The sequence below is a fragment of the Burkholderia sp. Bp8986 genome (assembly GCF_003854225.1).
Classification (GTDB): Bacteria; Pseudomonadota; Gammaproteobacteria; order Burkholderiales; family Burkholderiaceae; genus Burkholderia.
This window is the reverse complement of record NZ_QTQM01000024.1, coordinates 95,272-113,085: the sequence shown is the minus strand read 5'-3', so window position 1 is coordinate 113,085 and position 17,814 is coordinate 95,272. Positions and strand designations below refer to the sequence as shown.

16 protein-coding genes are annotated in these 17,814 nt (G+C 65.0%); 1 reads left to right on the top strand and 15 read right to left on the bottom strand.

Features of this window, described 5'->3' with window-relative positions:
• Nucleotides 1–184 precede the first annotated feature (184 nt).
• Nucleotides 185–2,446 (bottom strand): primosomal protein N', encoded by a 2,262-nt coding sequence (locus DID99_RS21660; RefSeq protein ID WP_124486826.1) that lies wholly within the window; start codon nucleotides 2,444–2,446, stop codon nucleotides 185–187.
• Nucleotides 2,447–2,894: 448 nt separating this feature from the next.
• On the bottom strand, nucleotides 2,895–3,989 hold the full coding sequence (gene hemE / locus DID99_RS21655) for a uroporphyrinogen decarboxylase (RefSeq protein ID WP_311766328.1): 1,095 nt from the start codon (nucleotides 3,987–3,989) through the stop codon (nucleotides 2,895–2,897).
• A 149-nt stretch (nucleotides 3,990–4,138) separates the two neighbouring features.
• On the opposite strand from hemE, the gene DID99_RS21650 reads away from it, so the two are divergent.
• Nucleotides 4,139–4,945: a transporter substrate-binding domain-containing protein gene (locus tag DID99_RS21650; protein WP_124486824.1), complete on the top strand. Its 807-nt coding sequence runs from the start codon at nucleotides 4,139–4,141 to the stop codon at nucleotides 4,943–4,945.
• A 724-nt stretch (nucleotides 4,946–5,669) separates the two neighbouring features.
• Here the strand turns inward: DID99_RS21650 and DID99_RS21640 are convergent.
• The 13 genes from DID99_RS21640 to DID99_RS21580 all read right to left on the bottom strand — a co-directional run bounded on the left by DID99_RS21640 (nucleotide 5,670) and on the right by DID99_RS21580 (nucleotide 17,790).
• Nucleotides 5,670–7,397, bottom strand: a complete 1,728-nt coding sequence (locus tag DID99_RS21640) for an AMP-binding protein (protein WP_124667530.1) — start codon at nucleotides 7,395–7,397, stop codon at nucleotides 5,670–5,672.
• Nucleotides 7,398–7,657: 260 nt separating this feature from the next.
• Entirely contained in the window at nucleotides 7,658–8,083 is a 426-nt protein-coding gene (locus DID99_RS21635; RefSeq protein ID WP_006477288.1) for a F0F1 ATP synthase subunit epsilon, read from the bottom strand.
• Between the two features lie 120 nt (nucleotides 8,084–8,203).
• Nucleotides 8,204–9,598: a F0F1 ATP synthase subunit beta gene (atpD, locus tag DID99_RS21630; RefSeq protein WP_044845237.1), complete on the bottom strand. Its 1,395-nt coding sequence runs from the start codon at nucleotides 9,596–9,598 to the stop codon at nucleotides 8,204–8,206.
• Between the two features lie 66 nt (nucleotides 9,599–9,664).
• A complete protein-coding gene (atpG, locus tag DID99_RS21625; RefSeq protein ID WP_034209645.1) occupies nucleotides 9,665–10,540 on the bottom strand; it encodes a F0F1 ATP synthase subunit gamma in 876 nt (291 codons plus the stop codon).
• A 69-nt stretch (nucleotides 10,541–10,609) separates the two neighbouring features.
• Complete coding sequence (gene atpA, locus DID99_RS21620; protein ID WP_014895499.1) at nucleotides 10,610–12,151, bottom strand: F0F1 ATP synthase subunit alpha; 1,542 nt, start codon at nucleotides 12,149–12,151, stop codon at nucleotides 10,610–10,612.
• 44 nt (nucleotides 12,152–12,195) lie between these two features.
• Complete coding sequence (locus tag DID99_RS21615) at nucleotides 12,196–12,735, bottom strand: F0F1 ATP synthase subunit delta (RefSeq protein WP_014895498.1); 540 nt, start codon at nucleotides 12,733–12,735, stop codon at nucleotides 12,196–12,198.
• A gap of 2 nt (nucleotides 12,736–12,737) precedes the next feature.
• A complete protein-coding gene (locus DID99_RS21610; RefSeq protein WP_006477283.1) occupies nucleotides 12,738–13,208 on the bottom strand; it encodes a F0F1 ATP synthase subunit B in 471 nt (156 codons plus the stop codon).
• A 129-nt stretch (nucleotides 13,209–13,337) separates the two neighbouring features.
• Nucleotides 13,338–13,610 (bottom strand): F0F1 ATP synthase subunit C, encoded by a 273-nt coding sequence (atpE, locus tag DID99_RS21605; protein ID WP_021160442.1) that lies wholly within the window; start codon nucleotides 13,608–13,610, stop codon nucleotides 13,338–13,340.
• A gap of 75 nt (nucleotides 13,611–13,685) precedes the next feature.
• Complete coding sequence (gene atpB / locus DID99_RS21600; protein WP_039351439.1) at nucleotides 13,686–14,537, bottom strand: F0F1 ATP synthase subunit A; 852 nt, start codon at nucleotides 14,535–14,537, stop codon at nucleotides 13,686–13,688.
• 119 nt (nucleotides 14,538–14,656) lie between these two features.
• Nucleotides 14,657–15,181 (bottom strand): ATP synthase subunit I, encoded by a 525-nt coding sequence (locus DID99_RS21595; protein WP_124486822.1) that lies wholly within the window; start codon nucleotides 15,179–15,181, stop codon nucleotides 14,657–14,659.
• A 324-nt stretch (nucleotides 15,182–15,505) separates the two neighbouring features.
• On the bottom strand, nucleotides 15,506–15,688 hold the full coding sequence (locus DID99_RS21590; RefSeq protein WP_124486821.1) for a hypothetical protein: 183 nt from the start codon (nucleotides 15,686–15,688) through the stop codon (nucleotides 15,506–15,508).
• Nucleotides 15,689–15,752: 64 nt separating this feature from the next.
• Nucleotides 15,753–16,874: an SLC13 family permease gene (locus DID99_RS21585; RefSeq protein WP_124486888.1), complete on the bottom strand. Its 1,122-nt coding sequence runs from the start codon at nucleotides 16,872–16,874 to the stop codon at nucleotides 15,753–15,755.
• A gap of 22 nt (nucleotides 16,875–16,896) precedes the next feature.
• Nucleotides 16,897–17,790 carry a ParB/RepB/Spo0J family partition protein gene (locus tag DID99_RS21580; protein WP_006482728.1) on the bottom strand — a complete coding sequence of 298 codons (894 nt, stop codon included), beginning with the start codon at nucleotides 17,788–17,790 and terminating at the stop codon, nucleotides 16,897–16,899.
• Nucleotides 17,791–17,814 lie beyond the last annotated feature (24 nt).

Genomic DNA, 17,814 nt, shown 5'->3' with positions numbered 1-17,814 from the left:
TCGGCGGCTCGGCGGCTCGGCGGCTCGGCGGCTCGGCGGCTCGGCGGCTCGGCGGCTCGGCGGCTCGGCGGCTCGGCGGCTCGGCAGCTCGGCAGCTCGGCAGCTCGGCAGTTCGGCAGCTCGGCAGGTCGACGGCTCGGTACCGAGGAAGCGGCGCGCGGCACGACGACCGCCGCCGCGCCGCTCAGATATCCAGCGGATCGACCTCGACGCTCCACCGCAGCACGCCCTTCAGCGCGCGCAGTTCCGGCTGCCATGCGCGCAGCGCGTGCTGCAGCGCGGCCCGCGATGCGCTTTCGAGCAGCAGCTGCGCGCGGTGGACGTTCGCGACCTTCACGATCGTCATCGGCACCGCGTCGTACACGGTCACGCGATCGGCACCCGGCAGCCCCGGCAACGCAGCCGCGGCCTGCAGCAGGAACGCGAGCGCCGCGTCGAGCGTGCGCCCCTCGGCGCGCAGCAGCGCCTGGTAGACGAACGGCGGCAGGTGCGCGTCGCGGCGCTCGCCGAGCGTCGAATTCGCGAAGCCGACGTAATCCTGCCGGCCGAGCGCGTGATACAGCGCGTGACGCGGATAACGCGTCTGCACCAGCACCTCGCCCGGCAGCCCCGCGCGCCCCGCGCGGCCGCTCACCTGCATCAGCTGCGCGAACAGCCGCTCGCTCGCGCGGAAGTCGTGCGAGAACAGCGCGGTGTCGGCATTGAGCACGCCGACGAGCGACACGCGCTGGAAGTCGTGCCCCTTCGCGATCATCTGCGTGCCGACCAGGATGTCGACTTCACCGGCGTGCACATCCGAGAACAGCGCCTGCGCACTGCCCTTGCGCCGCGTGCTGTCCGCGTCGATCCGCAGGATCCGTGCGCCCGGCACGGCCTCGGCGAGCGCCTCCTCGATGCGCTGCGTGCCGCGCCCGAGCGGCGCGATGTCGACGTTCCCGCATTCCGGGCACGAACGCGGAATGCGCGCTTCCCAGCCGCAGTGATGGCAGCGCAACGCGTGCTCGGGTTTGTGCAGCACGACATAGGCGCTGCAGCGCGGGCAACCGGCGACCCAGCCGCACGCGTCGCACGCAAGCTGCGGTGCGTAGCCGCGCCGGTTCAGGAACACGAGGCTCTGCTCGCCGCGCTCGAGCCGCGCCTTCAGCGCCGCGACGAGCGGCCCCGACAGCCCGCCCATCGACGCGCGCCCGCGCCGCCGCTCCTCTTCGAGATCGATCAGCCGCACGGTCGGCAGCGTCGCGTCGGCCACCGCGCGGCGCGACAGCGTGAGCCGCGTGTAGCGCCCCTGCTCGGCCTGCCACCAGGTCTCGAGCGAGGGCGTCGCCGAACCGAGCACGACCGGAATGCCGAGATGCTTCGCGCGCCACACCGCGAGATCGCGCGCCGAATAGCGCAGCCCTTCCTGCTGCTTGTACGCGGGCTCGTGCTCCTCGTCGACGACGATCAGCGCGAGCGTCGGCAGCGACGCGAGCACCGCGAGCCGCGTGCCGAGCACGATCCGCGCGCGGCCCGTATGTGCGGCGAGCCAGTTGCGCGCCCGTTCGCCTTCGGCGAGCCCGCTGTGCAGCGTGACGATCGCGTCGTCGGCGAGCGTGCCTGCGAAGCGCGCGCGAAACGCGGCCTCGAACTGCGGCGTCAGGTTGATTTCGGGCACGAGCACGAGCGCCTGCGCGTCGGGCCGCGCATCGAGCAGCGCGGCGAGCGCATGCAGATACACCTCGGTCTTGCCGCTGCCGGTCACGCCATGCAGCAGGAACGGCGCGAAGCCCTGCGCGGCGCGGATCGCGTCGAGCGCCTCGACCTGCTGGTCGGTGAGCGCCGGCGGCACAGTTCGTCCACCGGTTGTCGACAGGTTATCCACAGCTTTGGGCACAGGCGCGTCGGCCCAGCCGATTTCCTCGATCGCGACCCAGCCGCGCGCCGCCCAGTCGTCGAGCGTGGCCGCCGCCTTCGGGTGCAATGCGCGCGCATCGGGCAGCGTCAGCGAATCGGTGTCGGCGAGTGCCTGCGCGAGCCGCCGCAGCGCGGCCCCGCGCGCGGGCAGTGCGTCGGGGAGCGCCGCGCGGCCGGCTTCGGTCAGCCGGTGACGCACTTCGGGCGCCAGCAGCCGCCCCCAGCGCTCCGCGTCGCGCAGCGCCTGCGGCAACGCCGGCAGCGCGACTTCACCGCGACCGCGCTGGTAGTAGTCGGCCGCGAAGGAGACGAGCGCAAGCCAGTCCGGCGCCAGCGGCGGCAGCTCGGTACAGATCGCGTCGATTGCCCGCAAGCGGGACGGCGGCACGTCGGTGTGAGTCGTCACTTCGCAGACGAGGCCGACGACCTGCCGCTTGCCGAACGGCACCTGCACCAGGGTGCCTGGCTCGGGCGCCGGCTGGACGTCGCAGCGGTAGTCGAACAGGGTGGCGAGCGGATGGTCGAGGGCGACCCGCAGGTAGGTGCCGTCCATCACCGCGCTCCGGCGGCAGCGCACAGCGCACGGACGACTTGCATCCGAGTCCGCATCACGGTGACGGACTTAAAGTAAAACTTCAGATTCGGCGCTAAGTTTTGGATTCGCATTAGGAATCGCCGTATACCCTGACCAGCCTGTGGATAACTTTGTTGAGAACTCCCCGTCCAATCGCCGCAAAGCGCGCGGGGCCGTGCTTTCCGCTGTTTCCGGCCGCCGTGTGCCGCGCCCCGCGGAGCCTTATTCCATAAGGCTGCTATTCAAATTACCCAACCATAGCGAGACAATTCGACCGATGCAGGGCTCTACCGCGCTGCAACGTGGAAAATGTGCATAAGTCAAGTCTTGACAAGCGATGGATCGGCAACCGGGGCGGGGTTGCGCCCTGTTTAGCGCCGACAGCGAAACGCCGTCATCCCGCAGCGCAGCATGACAACGCTTGCGCTCAGCCCGCCGCTCCGCTACGAATCTTGCGGCTGTGCGTGTGCACTTCGTCGACGAGTTCGGCGACGTGGTCGGGCGACGTGAACTGCGAGATGCCGTGGCCGAGGTTGAATACGTGGCCGGGATGATTGCCGTAGCTGTCGAGTACCGCGCGGGCCTGCTCGCGCACCGCGGCCGGCGGCGCAAACAGGATCGTCGGGTCGAGGTTGCCCTGCAGCGCAACGCGCCCCGCGACACGCTCGCGTGCGGCGCCGAGGTTGACCGTCCAGTCGAGCCCGACCGCGTCGACGCCGGTCGCCGCGATTTCCTCGAGCCACAGCCCGCCGCCCTTCGTGAACGTGATCACCGGCACGCGCTCGCCGTCGTGCTCGCGCTTCAGTTGCGCGACCACCCGGCGGATGTAGTCGAGCGAGAAGCGCTGGTATGCGCCGTCCGCCAGCGCGCCGCCCCACGTATCGAAGATCATCACGGCCTGCGCGCCGGCTTCGATCTGCGCGTTCAGGTATGCGGCCACGGCCTGCGCGTTCACGTCGAGGATGCGGTGCATCAGGTCGGGGCGCGAATACGCCATCGACTTCACCGTGCGGAAGTCGTCCGACCCGCCGCCTTCGACCATGTAGCACGCGAGCGTCCACGGGCTGCCCGAGAAGCCGATCAGCGGCACGCGCTGGCGGCCCTGGCCGTCGGTCAGCGCGCGGCGAATCTCGCGCACGGCGCCCGTCACGTAGCCGAGCGTTTCCTCGATGTCGGGCACCGCGAGCTTCGCGACATCGGCCTCGGTGCGCACCGGATGCGCGAACTTCGGCCCTTCGCCGACCTGGAAGTCGAGGCCGAGGCCCATCGCGTCGGGAATCGTCAGGATGTCCGAGAACAGGATCGCGGCGTCGAGCGGGAAGCGCTCGAGCGGCTGCAGCGTCACTTCGGTCGCGTAATCGGGATTCTTCGCAAGGCCGAGGAAGCTGCCGGCGCGCGCGCGCGTCGCGTTGTACTCGGGCAGGTAGCGGCCAGCCTGGCGCATCAGCCAGATCGGCGTGTAGTCGGTCGGCTCGCGCAGAAGCGCACGCAGGAAGGTGTCGTTGAGCAGGGTATGGGCCACGGTAGGAGCGACGATGCGAAGGCAAAGCGGCATTTTACCGGAGCGGGGCCGCACGGCTGCGTATGTCGATGCGATGGCGGCCATATGACGCGCGCGATGGCTCCGTTATGATCGGACGCTGATATCGAACCGATCCACGGAGGAGACCGATGAAGACATTTGCCACGCGCGCCGCGCTCGCCGCCGCCACCCTGCTTTGCTGCGCCGCCGCGCACGCGCAGGGTACGACCGCACCGTCGTCCGCGGCCGCGGCCGGCTCGCGGCTCGACGACGTGCTCGCACGCGGCACGCTGCGCGTGTGCACGACGGGCGACTACAAGCCGTATTCGTACTACCGGAGCGACAGCCGCTTCGAGGGCATCGACATCGACATGGCCGAGTCGCTCGCGAAATCGCTCGGCGTGAAGGCCGACTTCGTGAAGACGAGCTGGTCGAACCTCACCAACGACTTCGTCGCGAAGTGCGATATCGCGGTCGGCGGCGTATCGACGACGCTCGAGCGCCAGAAGCGCGTGTTCTTCACGCAGCCGTACGTGGTCGACGGCAAGACGCCGATCGTGCGCTGCGCGGACGCCGACAAGTACCAGACCGTCGCACAGATCGACCGACCCGAGACACGCGTGATCGTGAACCCGGGCGGCACCAACGAGCGCTTCGCGAAGCAGTTCTTCACGCACGCGAACCTGACCGTCTACCCTGACAACGTGACGATCTTCAAGCAGATCATCGCGGGCAAGGCGGACGTCATGGTGACGGACGCATCCGAGACGCTGCTGCAGCAAAAGCTGAATCCGGGCCTGTGCTCGGTGCATCCGGACAAGCCGTTCCAGTTCGGCGAAAAGGCGTACATGGTGCCGCGCGGCGACGTCGTGTTCCAGCAGTATGTCGACCAGTGGCTGCACCTCGCGCTGTCGACCGGCGAATACCAGGCGATCGCCGACAAGTGGCTGAAGTAAGCACGATCGCGGCGGCGACGGCGGCCGATAGCAGACACGACCCCGCTATCGCAGCAGGCGAACGGGGCGCGGGCGGCAGCATGGCCGTCCGCCGCCCCCGTTACACACGGCGCAGGGGGCTGAAGACGTAAAACCGCGAAAATTGGCCGAATAGCCGACTACCGCGCGCGCCGATCACGTTTCAAAATCTTTCTGACGAATGAATCGTCATATGCGATATGTGCCGCGCGATGCACATTCGGGCGTGTAAATCGGCCATTCACCGATGTTGATACGCATGAAAAACGCATTATGTGCAACCGCTGAAAACTCTGCGGAAAAGATGGGTAAATATGACCTTTTTCAGGACCCCGAAAACAGCAAAAAATCCCGGAAAGCCTTATCTGGCGGGCGTTACAACCTGAAACACTTTGTTACCGCGAGGGGTGAGCAATTCGCCCACAATGGCCTCAACGGTTTCAACACGGATGCGGTCTCGTGTGCCAAGTGTGAGCGGACGCGAAGCGCTGCGAGCCAGTCGGTCACGTACCGAAGCCCTTCCGAGGGGCATCCCTGTTGGAGTCGTTTCCGGCCCCCCGCCGGATCCGGTTTCATCTTTGGTCTCCTCGCGCTAACCCCGTAGCGTGTGGTTTTTAGCGGGCTAATAAGCCCGCTTTTTTTCGTCCATCGAAAATGCAAGGCCCGCAGGCCGCCGCGTTTTTCCTGCCGCCGGCCAACCGGCCTCTCACGCGGTCTTCTGCACGTCCAGCTTCAGTTCCTCGATCATCCGGTCGCGCATCACGAACTTCTGCACCTTGCCCGTCACCGTCATCGGCAGCTCGTCGACGAAGCGGATGTAGCGCGGAATCTTGTAGTGCGCGATCTGGCCGCTGCAGAACGCGCGCACGTCGTCCTCGGTCATCTGCTCGTCCGCGCGCAGCACGATCCACGCGCACAGCTCCTCGCCGTATTTCGGATCCGGCACGCCGAACACCTGCGCGCTCTGAATCTTCGGATGCCTGAACAGGAATTCCTCGATCTCGCGCGGATACACGTTCTCGCCACCGCGGATCACCATGTCCTTCAGCCGACCGACGATGTTGCAGTAGCCGTCCGCGTCGAGCGTCGCGAGGTCGCCCGTATGCATCCAGCCGTCGACCAGCACCTCGCGCGTCTTCGCGTCGTCGTCCCAATAGCCGAGCATCACCGAATAGCCCTTCGTGCACAGCTCGCCCGTCGCGCCGACCGGCACGATCTCGCCGTTCGGATCGACGATCTTCACCTCCAGGTGCGGCTGGATGCGCCCGACCGTCGTCGTGCGCTTCTCGAGCGGATCGTCGGTCGAACTCTGGAACGACACGGGGCTCGTCTCCGTCATCCCGTACGCGATCGTGATCTCGCGCAAATGCATCTGCGACACGACGCGCTTCATCGTCTCGATCGGGCACGGCGAGCCGGCCATGATGCCGGTGCGCAGCGTCGACAGGTCGAACTTCGAGAAGTCCGGATGATCGAGTTCCGCGATGAACATCGTCGGCACGCCGTGCAGCGCGGTACAGCGTTCGTCGGCCACGGCCGCGAGCGTCGCGACCGGATCGAATGCCTCGCCGGGGAACACCATCGCCGCGCCCTTCGACACGCACGCGAGCACGGCCAGCACCATCCCGAAGCAGTGATACAACGGCACCGGGATGCAGAGCGAATCCTGTTCGGTGAAGCGCATCGCCGCCGCGATCGAGCGTGCGTTGTTGACGACGTTGCGGTGCGTGAGCGTCGCGCCCTTCGGGCTGCCGGTCGTGCCGCTCGTGAACTGGATGTTGATCGGCTCGGTGGCCACGAGCGTCGCGCCGATCGCGTCGAGCCGAGCGACATCGAGCGTGTCGCGGCCGCGCGCCATCACGTCCGCGAAGCGGAACATGCCGGCCGGCGCCGCCTCGCCCATCGAAACGATCGTTCGCAGGCTCGGCACGCGCGCCGCATGCAGGTCGCCCGGCGTCGCGCTCGCGAGCTCAGGCGCGATGGTCTGCAGCATCTCGACGTACGCGGACGTCTTGAAGCGCTCGGCCGCGATCACGGCCTTGCAGCCCACCTTGTTCAGCGCGTATTCGAGTTCCGCGAGCCGGTAGGCCGGGTTGATGTTGACGAGCACCGCGCCGATGCGCGCGGTCGCGAACTGCGTGAGCAGCCATTCGCTGCGGTTCGGCGACCAGATGCCGACGCAGTCGCCCTTCACGATCCCGAGCGCGGCGAGGCCCGCCGCGAGCACGTCGACCTCGCGTGCGAATTCGCGCCAGGTCCAGCGCACCTGCTGTTCGCGGAACACGACGGCCGGACGATCGGGAAAGCGGCCGGCCGTGTCGAGCAGGAACCGGCTGATCGTCGCTTCGGATAGCGGCACGTCGGTCGCGCCGCGCACGTACGACAGTCCGTTTTCGGGCGCGATCAGCGCCCCCTTGCCAAGGTCTGCTGCCATCGATGTCTCCGTCCGTTTTTGTCTGATCGGGCCGGCGCGCGGCTCGCGCGCCTGCCTGCTCCGCCACGATCGCGGCGGACTGCCTCTGCCGGATGATGCCGCGCTCTGCTGACGACACTCTGACATCAAATCGCGGCGGACGGATGAAATAGCACGACCGGACGATACGATCCGGCCCGCAAAAAAAACAGACGAAAAACGACGGGCGAAAAAAAAGCAGCCCGAAGGCTGCTTTCTTTCGCGGGATACGCGCGCGCGGCTCAGTGCCGGCTGCGGATCTTCGCCAGACGCTGGATCGCTTCGAGCTGCGCCATCGCGGTCGCGAGCTCGGATTGCGCCTTTGCGAGGTCGAGGTCCGACTTCGCGTTCTGCAGCGTTTCCTCGGCACGCTTGCGCGCTTCCTCGGCTTTCGCCGCGTCGAGGTCCTTGCCGCGGATCGCGGTATCGGCGAGCACCGTCACGGCGCCCGGCTGCACTTCGAGAATGCCGCCTGCGACGAACACGAATTCGTCGTTGCCGCCCTCGACTTCGATGCGCACCGCACCCGGACGAATCCGGGTGATGAGCGGCGTGTGGCCCGGCAGAATGCCCAGCTCACCCGTTTCGCCCGGCAGCGCGACGAATTTCGCCTCGCCCGAGAAGATCTGCTCTTCCGCGCTGACGACGTCTACTTTGATGGTTGCCATATCGACTCCAATCTCATCCACGGGTTGAGCGTATTGCGTCCGGCGCGAGCAGCCGGAACAAAGTCATCGCTGACTGATTGCTCCGGCCGCCACACGCCGGCTTGCGACTCACTCAAGCCGTTACTGGATCTTCTTGGCCTTTTCGAAGGCTTCGTCGATCGTGCCGACCATGTAGAACGCCTGTTCCGGCAGGTGGTCGCACTCGCCGTCGACGATCATCTTGAAGCCACGGATCGTTTCCTTCAGCGGCACGTACTTGCCCGGCGAGCCCGTGAACACTTCAGCGACGTGGAACGGCTGCGACAGGAAACGCTGGATCTTACGCGCACGTGCGACCGACAGCTTGTCTTCCGGCGACAGTTCGTCCATGCCCAGAATCGCGATGATGTCGCGCAGTTCCTTGTAGCGCTGCAGCGTCTGCTGAACGCGACGGGTGATCGAGTAGTGCTCTTCACCGATCACGTTCGGGTCGATCTGGCGCGACGTCGAGTCGAGCGGGTCGACCGCCGGGTAGATACCCAGCGAAGCGATGTCACGCGACAGAACGACAGTTGCGTCCAGGTGGCCGAAGGTGGTTGCCGGCGACGGGTCGGTCAAGTCGTCCGCAGGGACGTACACGGCCTGGACCGACGTAATCGAGCCCTTCTTGGTCGACGTGATGCGCTCTTGCAGCTTGCCCATTTCTTCAGCCAGCGTCGGCTGATAGCCCACTGCCGACGGCATACGGCCGAGCAGTGCCGACACTTCGGTACCGGCCAGCGTGAAACGGTAGATGTTGTCGACGAAGAACAGCACGTCGAGGCCTTCGTCACGGAAGTGCTCGGCCATCGTCAGGCCGGTCAGCGCGACGCGCAGACGGTTGCCCGGCGGCTCGTTCATCTGGCCGTACACCAGCGCGACCTTGTCGAGAACGTTCGAGTCCTTCATTTCGTGGTAGAAGTCGTTCCCTTCACGGGTACGCTCGCCCACGCCCGCGAACACGGAGTAACCGCCGTGTTCCTTCGCGATGTTGTTGATGAGCTCCATCATGTTGACGGTCTTGCCCACGCCAGCACCGCCGAACAGGCCAACCTTGCCGCCCTTCGCGAACGGGCAGATCAGGTCGATGACCTTGATACCCGTTTCGAGCAGTTCGGTCGACGGCGACAGTTCGTCGAACGCCGGAGCCTTCTGGTGGATCGAACGCGTCGTTTCGCTTTCGATCGGGCCGGCTTCGTCGATCGGACGGCCGAGCACGTCCATGATACGACCGAGGGTCGGCTTGCCGACCGGAACCGAAATCGGCTTGCTCGTGTTCTTCACGGTCAGGCCGCGGCGCAGGCCGTCGGATGCACCCAGACAGATGGTACGGACCACGCCGTCGCCCAGCTGCTGCTGGACTTCGAGCGTCAGTTCCGAGCCATCGAGAATGAGCGCGTCGTAGATCTTCGGCATGCTGTCGCGCGGGAATTCCACGTCGATAACGGCGCCGATGCACTGTACGATCTTGCCTTCTACCAAAGCAGCAGTACTCATCGCTTTTCCTTTAAATACCTGATTCTTTACTCGCGCAAGGGCGCAGTTGTCGTCCGTGGCGCGCGCTTAAACAGCGGCTGCGCCGCCGACGATCTCCGACAGTTCTTTCGTAATCGCGGCCTGGCGGCTCTTGTTGTACACGAGCTGCAGTTCGCTGATCACCGTCTTCGCGTTGTCGGACGCGGCCTTCATCGCGACCATCCGCGCCGATTGCTCGGACGCCATGTTCTCCGCGACGGCCTGGTACACCAGCGCCTCGACGTAACGCACGAGCAGTTCGTCGACGACTGCCTGCGCGTCCGGCTCGTAGATGTAGTCCCACGACGTGGCCGGCGTACCGTCATCGGCTTCGAAGTGTTCCGACGACAGCGGCAGCAGCTGCTCGATCACGGCTTCCTGCTTCATCGTGTTGACGAAGCGCGTGTAAGCGATATAGACCGCCGACAGCTTGCCTTCCGAGTACAGATCGAGCTGCGTCTTCACGGCGCCGATCAGCTTGTCCAGATGCGGGGTGTCGCCGAGGTGCACGACCTGCGACATCACCTTCGCGCCGAAGCGGTTCAGGAACCCGAGGCCCTTGCCGCCGATCGCGGTGGCTTCGACCTTCTGGCCCTTCTCTTCCAGCTCCTTGAACTTCTGCACCGTCGCACGCAGCACGTTGGTGTTCAGACCGCCGCAAAGACCCTTGTCCGTCGTGACGAGGATGATGCCGGCCGTCTGCGCGCCGTCGTTTGCCACCATGAACGGGTGGCGGTACTCCGGGTTCGCACGGCTCATGTGCGCGGCGATGGCACGGACCTTGTCTGCATACGGACGAGCGGCGCGCATGCGTTCCTGCGCGCGACGCATCTTCGATGCAGCCACCATCTCCATCGCCTTCGTGATCTTGCGCGTGTTCTGCACGCTCTTGATCTTGCCGCGAATTTCCTTCATTCCAGCCATAGCTTGCTCCTTGACCGAAGCGGCGCGGGCGCATCAGCACCCGCGCGGCCTCAGTGTGTCACTCGCGGATCAATAGGCACCGGACTTCTTGAAGGATTCGATCGCCGAGCGCAGTGCGCCTTCGTCGTCCTTCGAGAGATCCTTGGTGTCTTCGATGCGCTTGATGAGGTCAGCGTGGCTGGTCTTCAGGTTGTCGCGCAGGCCCTTCTCGAACGACAGCACTTGCTTGACGTCGAGATCGTCGAGGTAGCCGTTGTTCGCGGCGTACAGCGACACGGCCAGTTCCCAGACCTGCAGCGGCTGGTACTGCGGCTGCTTCAGCAGTTCCGTCACGCGGCGGCCGCGCTCGAGCTGCTTGCGGGTCGCTTCGTCGAGGTCCGATGCGAACTGCGCGAATGCAGCCAGTTCACGGTACTGCGCGAGGTCGGTACGGATACCGCCCGACAGCTTCTTCACGACCTTCGTCTGAGCGGCGCCACCGACTCGCGACACCGACACGCCGGCGTTGATTGCCGGGCGGATGCCTGCGTTGAACAGGTCGGTTTCCAGGAAGATCTGGCCGTCGGTAATCGAGATCACGTTCGTCGGAACGAACGCGGTCACGTCGCCAGCCTGCGTTTCGATGACCGGCAGTGCCGTCAGCGAGCCGCTCTTGCCCTTCACTTCGCCGTTCGTGAACTTCTCGACGTACTCTTCCGACACGCGAGCAGCACGCTCGAGCAGACGCGAGTGCAGATAGAACACGTCGCCCGGGTATGCTTCACGGCCCGGCGGGCGGCGCAGCAGCAGCGAGATCTGACGGTATGCCCAAGCCTGCTTGGTCAAGTCGTCATAGATGATCAGCGCGTCTTGGCCGCGGTCGCGGAAGTATTCGCCCATCGTGCAGCCGGCGTACGGCGCGAGGTACTGCATCGCTGCCGAATCCGAAGCCGAAGCGGCGACGACGATCGTGTATTCCATCGCGCCCGTTTCTTCGAGCTTGCGAACCACGTTCATGATCGACGAAGCCTTCTGGCCGATCGCGACGTAGATACAGATCAGGTCCTTGCCCTTCTGGTTGATGATCGCGTCGAGCGCCACGGCGGTCTTGCCGCACTGACGGTCGCCGATGATCAGCTCACGCTGGCCACGGCCGATCGGCACCATCGCGTCGATCGACTTGATGCCCGTCTGCACCGGCTGCGACACCGACTTACGCCAGATCACGCCCGGGGCGATCTTTTCGATCGCGTCGGTCAGCTTCGCGTTGACCGGGCCCTTGCCGTCGATCGGGTTGCCGAGCGCGTCGACCACGCGGCCGACGAGTTCCGGACCAACCGGGACTTCGAGAATGCGGCCCGTCGTCTTGACGATGTCGCCTTCCGAGATGTGTTCGTATTCGCCGAGAATCACCGCGCCGACCGAGTCGCGCTCGAGGTTCAGCGCGAGGCCGAACGTGTTGCCCGGAAACTCGAGCATTTCGCCCTGCATCACGTCCGACAGGCCGTGGATGCGCACGATACCGTCGGTCACGGAGATCACGGTGCCCTGGTTGCGAACGTCTGCGCTCGCTTCAAGGCCCTGGATCCGGCTCTTGATCAGCTCGCTGATCTCAGAGGGATTGAGTTGCATTATTCGCTCCTGATAGTCAATTCTGTTGCGTGCCGGCGTGGCGCTCAGGCGGTCAAGGCAGCCTGCATCGATGCGAGGCGCGCGCGAACCGAGGTGTCGAGCACTTCGTCGCCGACCGTCACGCGCACGCCGCCGATCAGCGACGAATCGACTTCGACCGTCGGCTTCAGCTTGCGCTTGAACTTGCGTTCGAGGCCAGAGACGAGGCTTTCGAGATCCGCGCCGTTCAGCGGGAACGCGCTCACGATCTCGGCGTCGGCTGCACCTTCACGTTCGTTCTTGAGCGCCTCGAACTGCTCGGCGATTTCCGGCAGCAGCGCGATGCGATGATTGTCGACCAGCATCTGCACGAAGTTCTTCGCTTCGGCGCCGGCCGCGACCGGCGACTTCACCGCAGCAAGCAGCAACTCGGCTACTTGCGTGCGCGTCACCTTCGGGCTCGACGCGACCGACAGCACTTCCGGCAGACGCGCAACCTGGGCCAGCTCTTGCACGAGCGTGGACCAGGCGGCGATGTCACCTCCCTCGGCCACGCGGAACAGCGCTTCTGCGTAAGGGCGGGCGATGGTTGCAAGTTCGGCCATGATCAGAGCTCGGCTTTCAGTTGATTCAGCAGTTGGGCGTGGGCCGTTTGATCGACTTCGCGCTTCAGGATCTGCTCGGCGCCCTTCACGGCCAGCGCGGCGACTTCGCCACGCAGCGCTTCGCGCGCCTTCACGATTTGCTGTTCTGCTTCCGCTTTCGCCTGGGCGACGATGCGGGCGGCTTCAGCCTGGGCGTTGGCCTTGATTTCCTCGGCGACCGCCTGGGCACGCTTTTCAGCGTCGGCGATGCGCTGCTGGCCGTCGTTGCGGGCCTGCGCGAGTTCCTGGTCCACGCGCTTGTGCGCTGCGTCGAGTTCCGCCTTGCCCTTCTCCGCGGCTGCGAGGCCGTCGGCGATCTTCTTCGAACGTTCGTCGAGGGCGTTGATCAACGGCGGCCACACGAACTTCATCGTGAACCACGCGAGGACCAGGAACACGACCATTTGCGCAAACAGAGTTGCGTTGAGATTCACGGTGTTTCCTTATCTGCTATTCCGGAAAAATGAAACGGTAAGGCGCTCATCGAGTTGCATTCGATCAGCGCCCCAAGTCTCCGTTCCGCCCTGCGCCGGCTCACGCCGGTCGCATATTTCCGAGGAACCTTAGCCTGCGACGAGCTTCGACAGGAGCGGGTTCGCGAACGCGAACAGCATTGCGACACCAACGCCGATCAGGAATGCAGCGTCGATCAGGCCGGCCAGCAGGAACATCTTCGTTTGCAGCGGGTTGATGAGTTCCGGCTGACGTGCGCAGGCTTCGATGTACTTGCCACCCATCAGCGCGATACCGATACAGGCGCCGATTGCACCCAGGCCGATGATGATGCCGATACCGATGGCGGTCAGACCCTGGATGTTGGCGATGTAAGCTTGCATGATCACTCCTTTGTGAAAAGACTTGGAACTGAGATTTAAAAAACTAAAACGGAAACTCTTTTTTGCACGCCGCGCTTAGTGCTTGTCGTGCGCTTGGCCGAGATACACCAGCGTCAGCATCATGAAGATGAATGCCTGCAACAGAACAATCAGGATGTGGAAGATTGCCCAGACGCTACCCGCGATCACGTGACCAACGAAGCCGAGGAACGTTGCGTCGCCACCGAAGCTCCACATGCTGCCGAGCAGGGCGATCAACAGGAACAACAGCTCACCCGCGTACATGTTGCCGAACAGCCGCATGCCGAGGGAGACGGTCTTCGCGAGATATTCGACGATGTTGAGCGCGAGGTTAGGGATCCACAGCAGCGGGTGGGCACCGAACGGGGCCGACAGCAGCTCATGCACGAAGCCGCCCGCGCCCTTGATCTTGATGCTGTAGTAGATCATCAGGACGAACACGCCGAGCGCGATGCCGAGCGTGCCGTTCAGGTCGGCCGTCGGGACGATGCGATGGTGGGAAATCACGTCCGACAGACCGAGCAGGCCGATCACGCGGCCCGGCAGGTCGACGGGGAGGAAGTCGAGGGAGTTCATCAGCGCGACCCACACGAACACCGTGAGGGCGAGCGGAGCGATGAAGGTGCGGTTGCCGTGGACGATGGCCTTCGATTGATCCTCGACCATTTCGACGAGCATCTCGATCGCGCACTGGAAACGGCCCGGCACGCCCGACGTCGCCTTGCGGGCGGCCAGACGCAGCAGGAGGATCGTCACGATGCCGCACACGATCGACCAGAACAGCGTGTCGAGGTTCCAGACGTGGATGTCGAAAATCGACGTCTGATGCGAGGTGGAGAAATTCTGCAAGTGGTGCGCAATGTACTCGGACGGATCCGGACCGCGCGTGCCTTCGCTAGCTGCCATATCGTTAATGCCACCCAAATTGTCGAAAATCGTTTTGCCCCGTTCCGCAATACGCTATTGCCGCGATTGCGGGAACGGGCCGGTGCGATTCGTTGTCGAAACCGCACGCTGCTTGTTGCTTACCGCCAGGCCAGCGCGATCCAGTACGTCTTCAGCACGACGAGGTAGGTGACGAGGAGTGCCGGCCAGTGCACGCCGGCGTAGCCGTACGCCACTGCGGCGAACATCCCGATCGTCACACCGAGCTTCAGGGCTTCGCCCATCACCCAGCTCATCACGGTGGCCGAGCCACCTGCCTTCAGTCGTGCCACGAACAACGCGCTTGGCACCCAGCCGATCGCCCCGCCCAGAAACGCGGATTGCGCAGCGGCACCCGGCGACTTTGAAAACAGCCACCACGCCAGCGTTGCAACCAGGGACAAGACCACCTGCGCGATCACCACCTTGTAGGGGGTCACGCGCGACGGCTTGCTCACGTCCGGACCGAACAACCTCTCGGCTTCCGTCCGCGTGAGCGGAACGATGTTGTTATCTTGCTGCTCGGCATCCCAGTCGTCGTCGGACTCGCGCCGCTCGCCGGCCGCTGAAGCGGTGCGTTGCGCTCGGTGATCATCGTGCCCGTCGTTCGGCGCCTGACCCGCCATCGCAATCTTCCGCAAAATCCTTGAACCCGGCCCCTGCTTTCCGAAAGCTTTCAGGGGTGCCTAGCTAACAAATCCGGGCGATTGTAAGCGATAGTTGCAAGTGATTCAAGGCTTTAGACGCGACAAAAACCTGCGTAAAACGACGCCTCATCATGTGAAAAACGCGCGAATCCACGACGTACGATGACAGTTGTAAGGTCGCTTTTTTGCACGGGTATTTCTTGCCCGAAAAAGTCCGGCGACGAGGCAATGACGTGGCATCGACGCCTGGTGCGGGCGACACCGGCGCGACGCGTTTGCAACAGGAATTCCGCTGTGACGCGATCACGGAAAATGATCGGGCGCAGCGATGCGAAGGAGAGGAAATACTGTGACCACCGCGACGAGCGCGATGCGCGAAATACGCTCGCACGCGAGCGCGTCGATGCCTGCAATCAGTTGTTGTGCCGCCACAGTCGATCGACTGTGGATCGCCGCACTTATCAACAGCCCCGGCTTCTCACCCACTGCGAATGCTGTGCCCCACCCCGCCAAGCTTGCAGCGCGCCTGCACCGCAGGCGGCCGCATCGCTTAACCGCGCACGAGCAACCATGCACCCAATGCCGCGCTCACGAGCGCGAACGGGATCGACACGAGGTGAAACGGCAGCCACATGCGCGGCTCCTTCGCGAGACGCACCGCGATCAGGTTCGCGAGCGAACCGATCGCGAAACCGAAACCGCCGACCGATACGCCGAACGCGAGCGCCCGCCAGTCGTGCGTGAATTCCGACAGCAGGATCGCCGCCGGCACGTTGCTGATGCCCTGTGACAGCACCGCGCCTGCCGCGAACACGCGCAGCGGCGAATCGAGGTGAGTCCGCGCGATCGCGTCGTGCACGACGGGCAGCGCGGCCGCGCTGCGCAGCACGACGAACATCAGCACGAAGATCAGCAGCAGCAGCCAGTCGATCTTCAGGACTGCATCACGTCTCGCCACCACCAGCGCGATCACGACGGCAATCAGGCCCGGCACGGGATGGTGCGCATCGGCGAGCAGCACGAACGCACCGAACAGCACCGCCGCGAGCAACGCATGCAGGCGCTGGACGGGGACGGCCTGAACGTCTCCCGACAGATCGAGCGGCTTCGCGCGAAACGCACACGCCGTCAGCACGAGCAGCAGCGCCATCAGCGCCAGCGCGAGCGGCCCGAGCGTGACGACGAAGCGGCCGAACGACACGCCGCTCAATTGCCACAGGAACAGGTTCTGGGGATTGCCGAGCGGTGTCGCGACGGACCCCGCATTGACGGCCAGCGCGACCACGATCACGAGCCGCCGGAAAGGCAGCGGCGTCAGCAGGCGCAGCGACACCATCAGCGGCACGACGACGAACAGCGCGACATCGTTGGTGAGCCACATCGCGAGCGCCGCCGCGAACACGACGAGCAGCATCGCCAGCCCGCGCTCGGAATGCACGTGATGCACGATGCGATGCGCGAGCCACATCAGGCACCCGGACAGCTCGAGCGCCTTGGTCAGCATCAGCAGACCCGCGAGCGTCGCGACGGTCTGCCAGTCGACGAGACCGGCCAATGTGGCAATTGGTTGCGGACGCAACCATTGAAGAATAATCAGTGCAAGCGCCAGTACCGCCAGCACCGGCTCCTGCATCAGCCATCCGAGCCATCGGCGCGGCGCTGCCGCGCCCATGTTCTCCGTCAATCGCACCTCGTTACTCTTCCGTCGCGACGTTGCCGCGAAGGCGCGCGAGAATGCCCTCGAGCGCGTCGAGGTTGCCGAAGTCGATCAGCACCTGCCCTCGCCCGCGGCGGCCGAGCTTGATCTTCACCGTCGACGCGAGCAGGTCGGACAACTCCTCCTCGAGACGGCGCGTGTCGCGGCCGCCGTCATCCTTCGCACGCGCCTTCACCGCCGGCGCTTCCTTCGTCGTGTGCGCGACCAGCTTCTCGGTCTCGCGCACCGACATGCGCTTGTTCACGACCTGATGCGCGAGCGTGATCTGCGTCGCGGCGTCGACCGCGAGCAGCGCACGCGCGTGCCCCATGTCGAGATCGCCGGCCAGCAGCATCGTCTGCACCGGCGAAGCAAGGTTCAGCAGGCGCAGCAGGTTCGATACCGCGCTGCGCGAACGGCCGACCGATTCGGCCGCCTGTTCGTGCGTGAAACCGAACTCGTCGAGCAAACGCTGGATGCCGTGCGCCTCTTCCAGCGGGTTCAGGTCCTCGCGCTGGATGTTCTCGATCAGCGCCATCGCCGCGGCGGCCTGATCGGACACGTCCTTCACGAGCACCGGCACTTCGTCGAGGCCAGCCAGGCGTGCCGCGCGGAAACGCCGCTCGCCTGCGATGATCTCGTATTTGTCAGACGAAATGGGCCGTACCAGGATCGGCTGCATCACGCCTTGCGCGCGAATGCTGGCCGCCAGCTCCTGCAGGCTGCCTTCGTCCATCCGCGTCCGCGGCTGGTACTTGCCGGCCTGCAGCTTGCCGAGCGCGAGCGTGTTCGGTGCCCCTTCGATCTTCACCGCTTCGGTGATGTCCGCACTGCCGCCGAGCAGCGCTTCGAGGCCACGTCCCAAGCCCTTCTTCTTTGGTACCGCGTTCATGTCTTTCTTCCTCGCTTCGCTCAT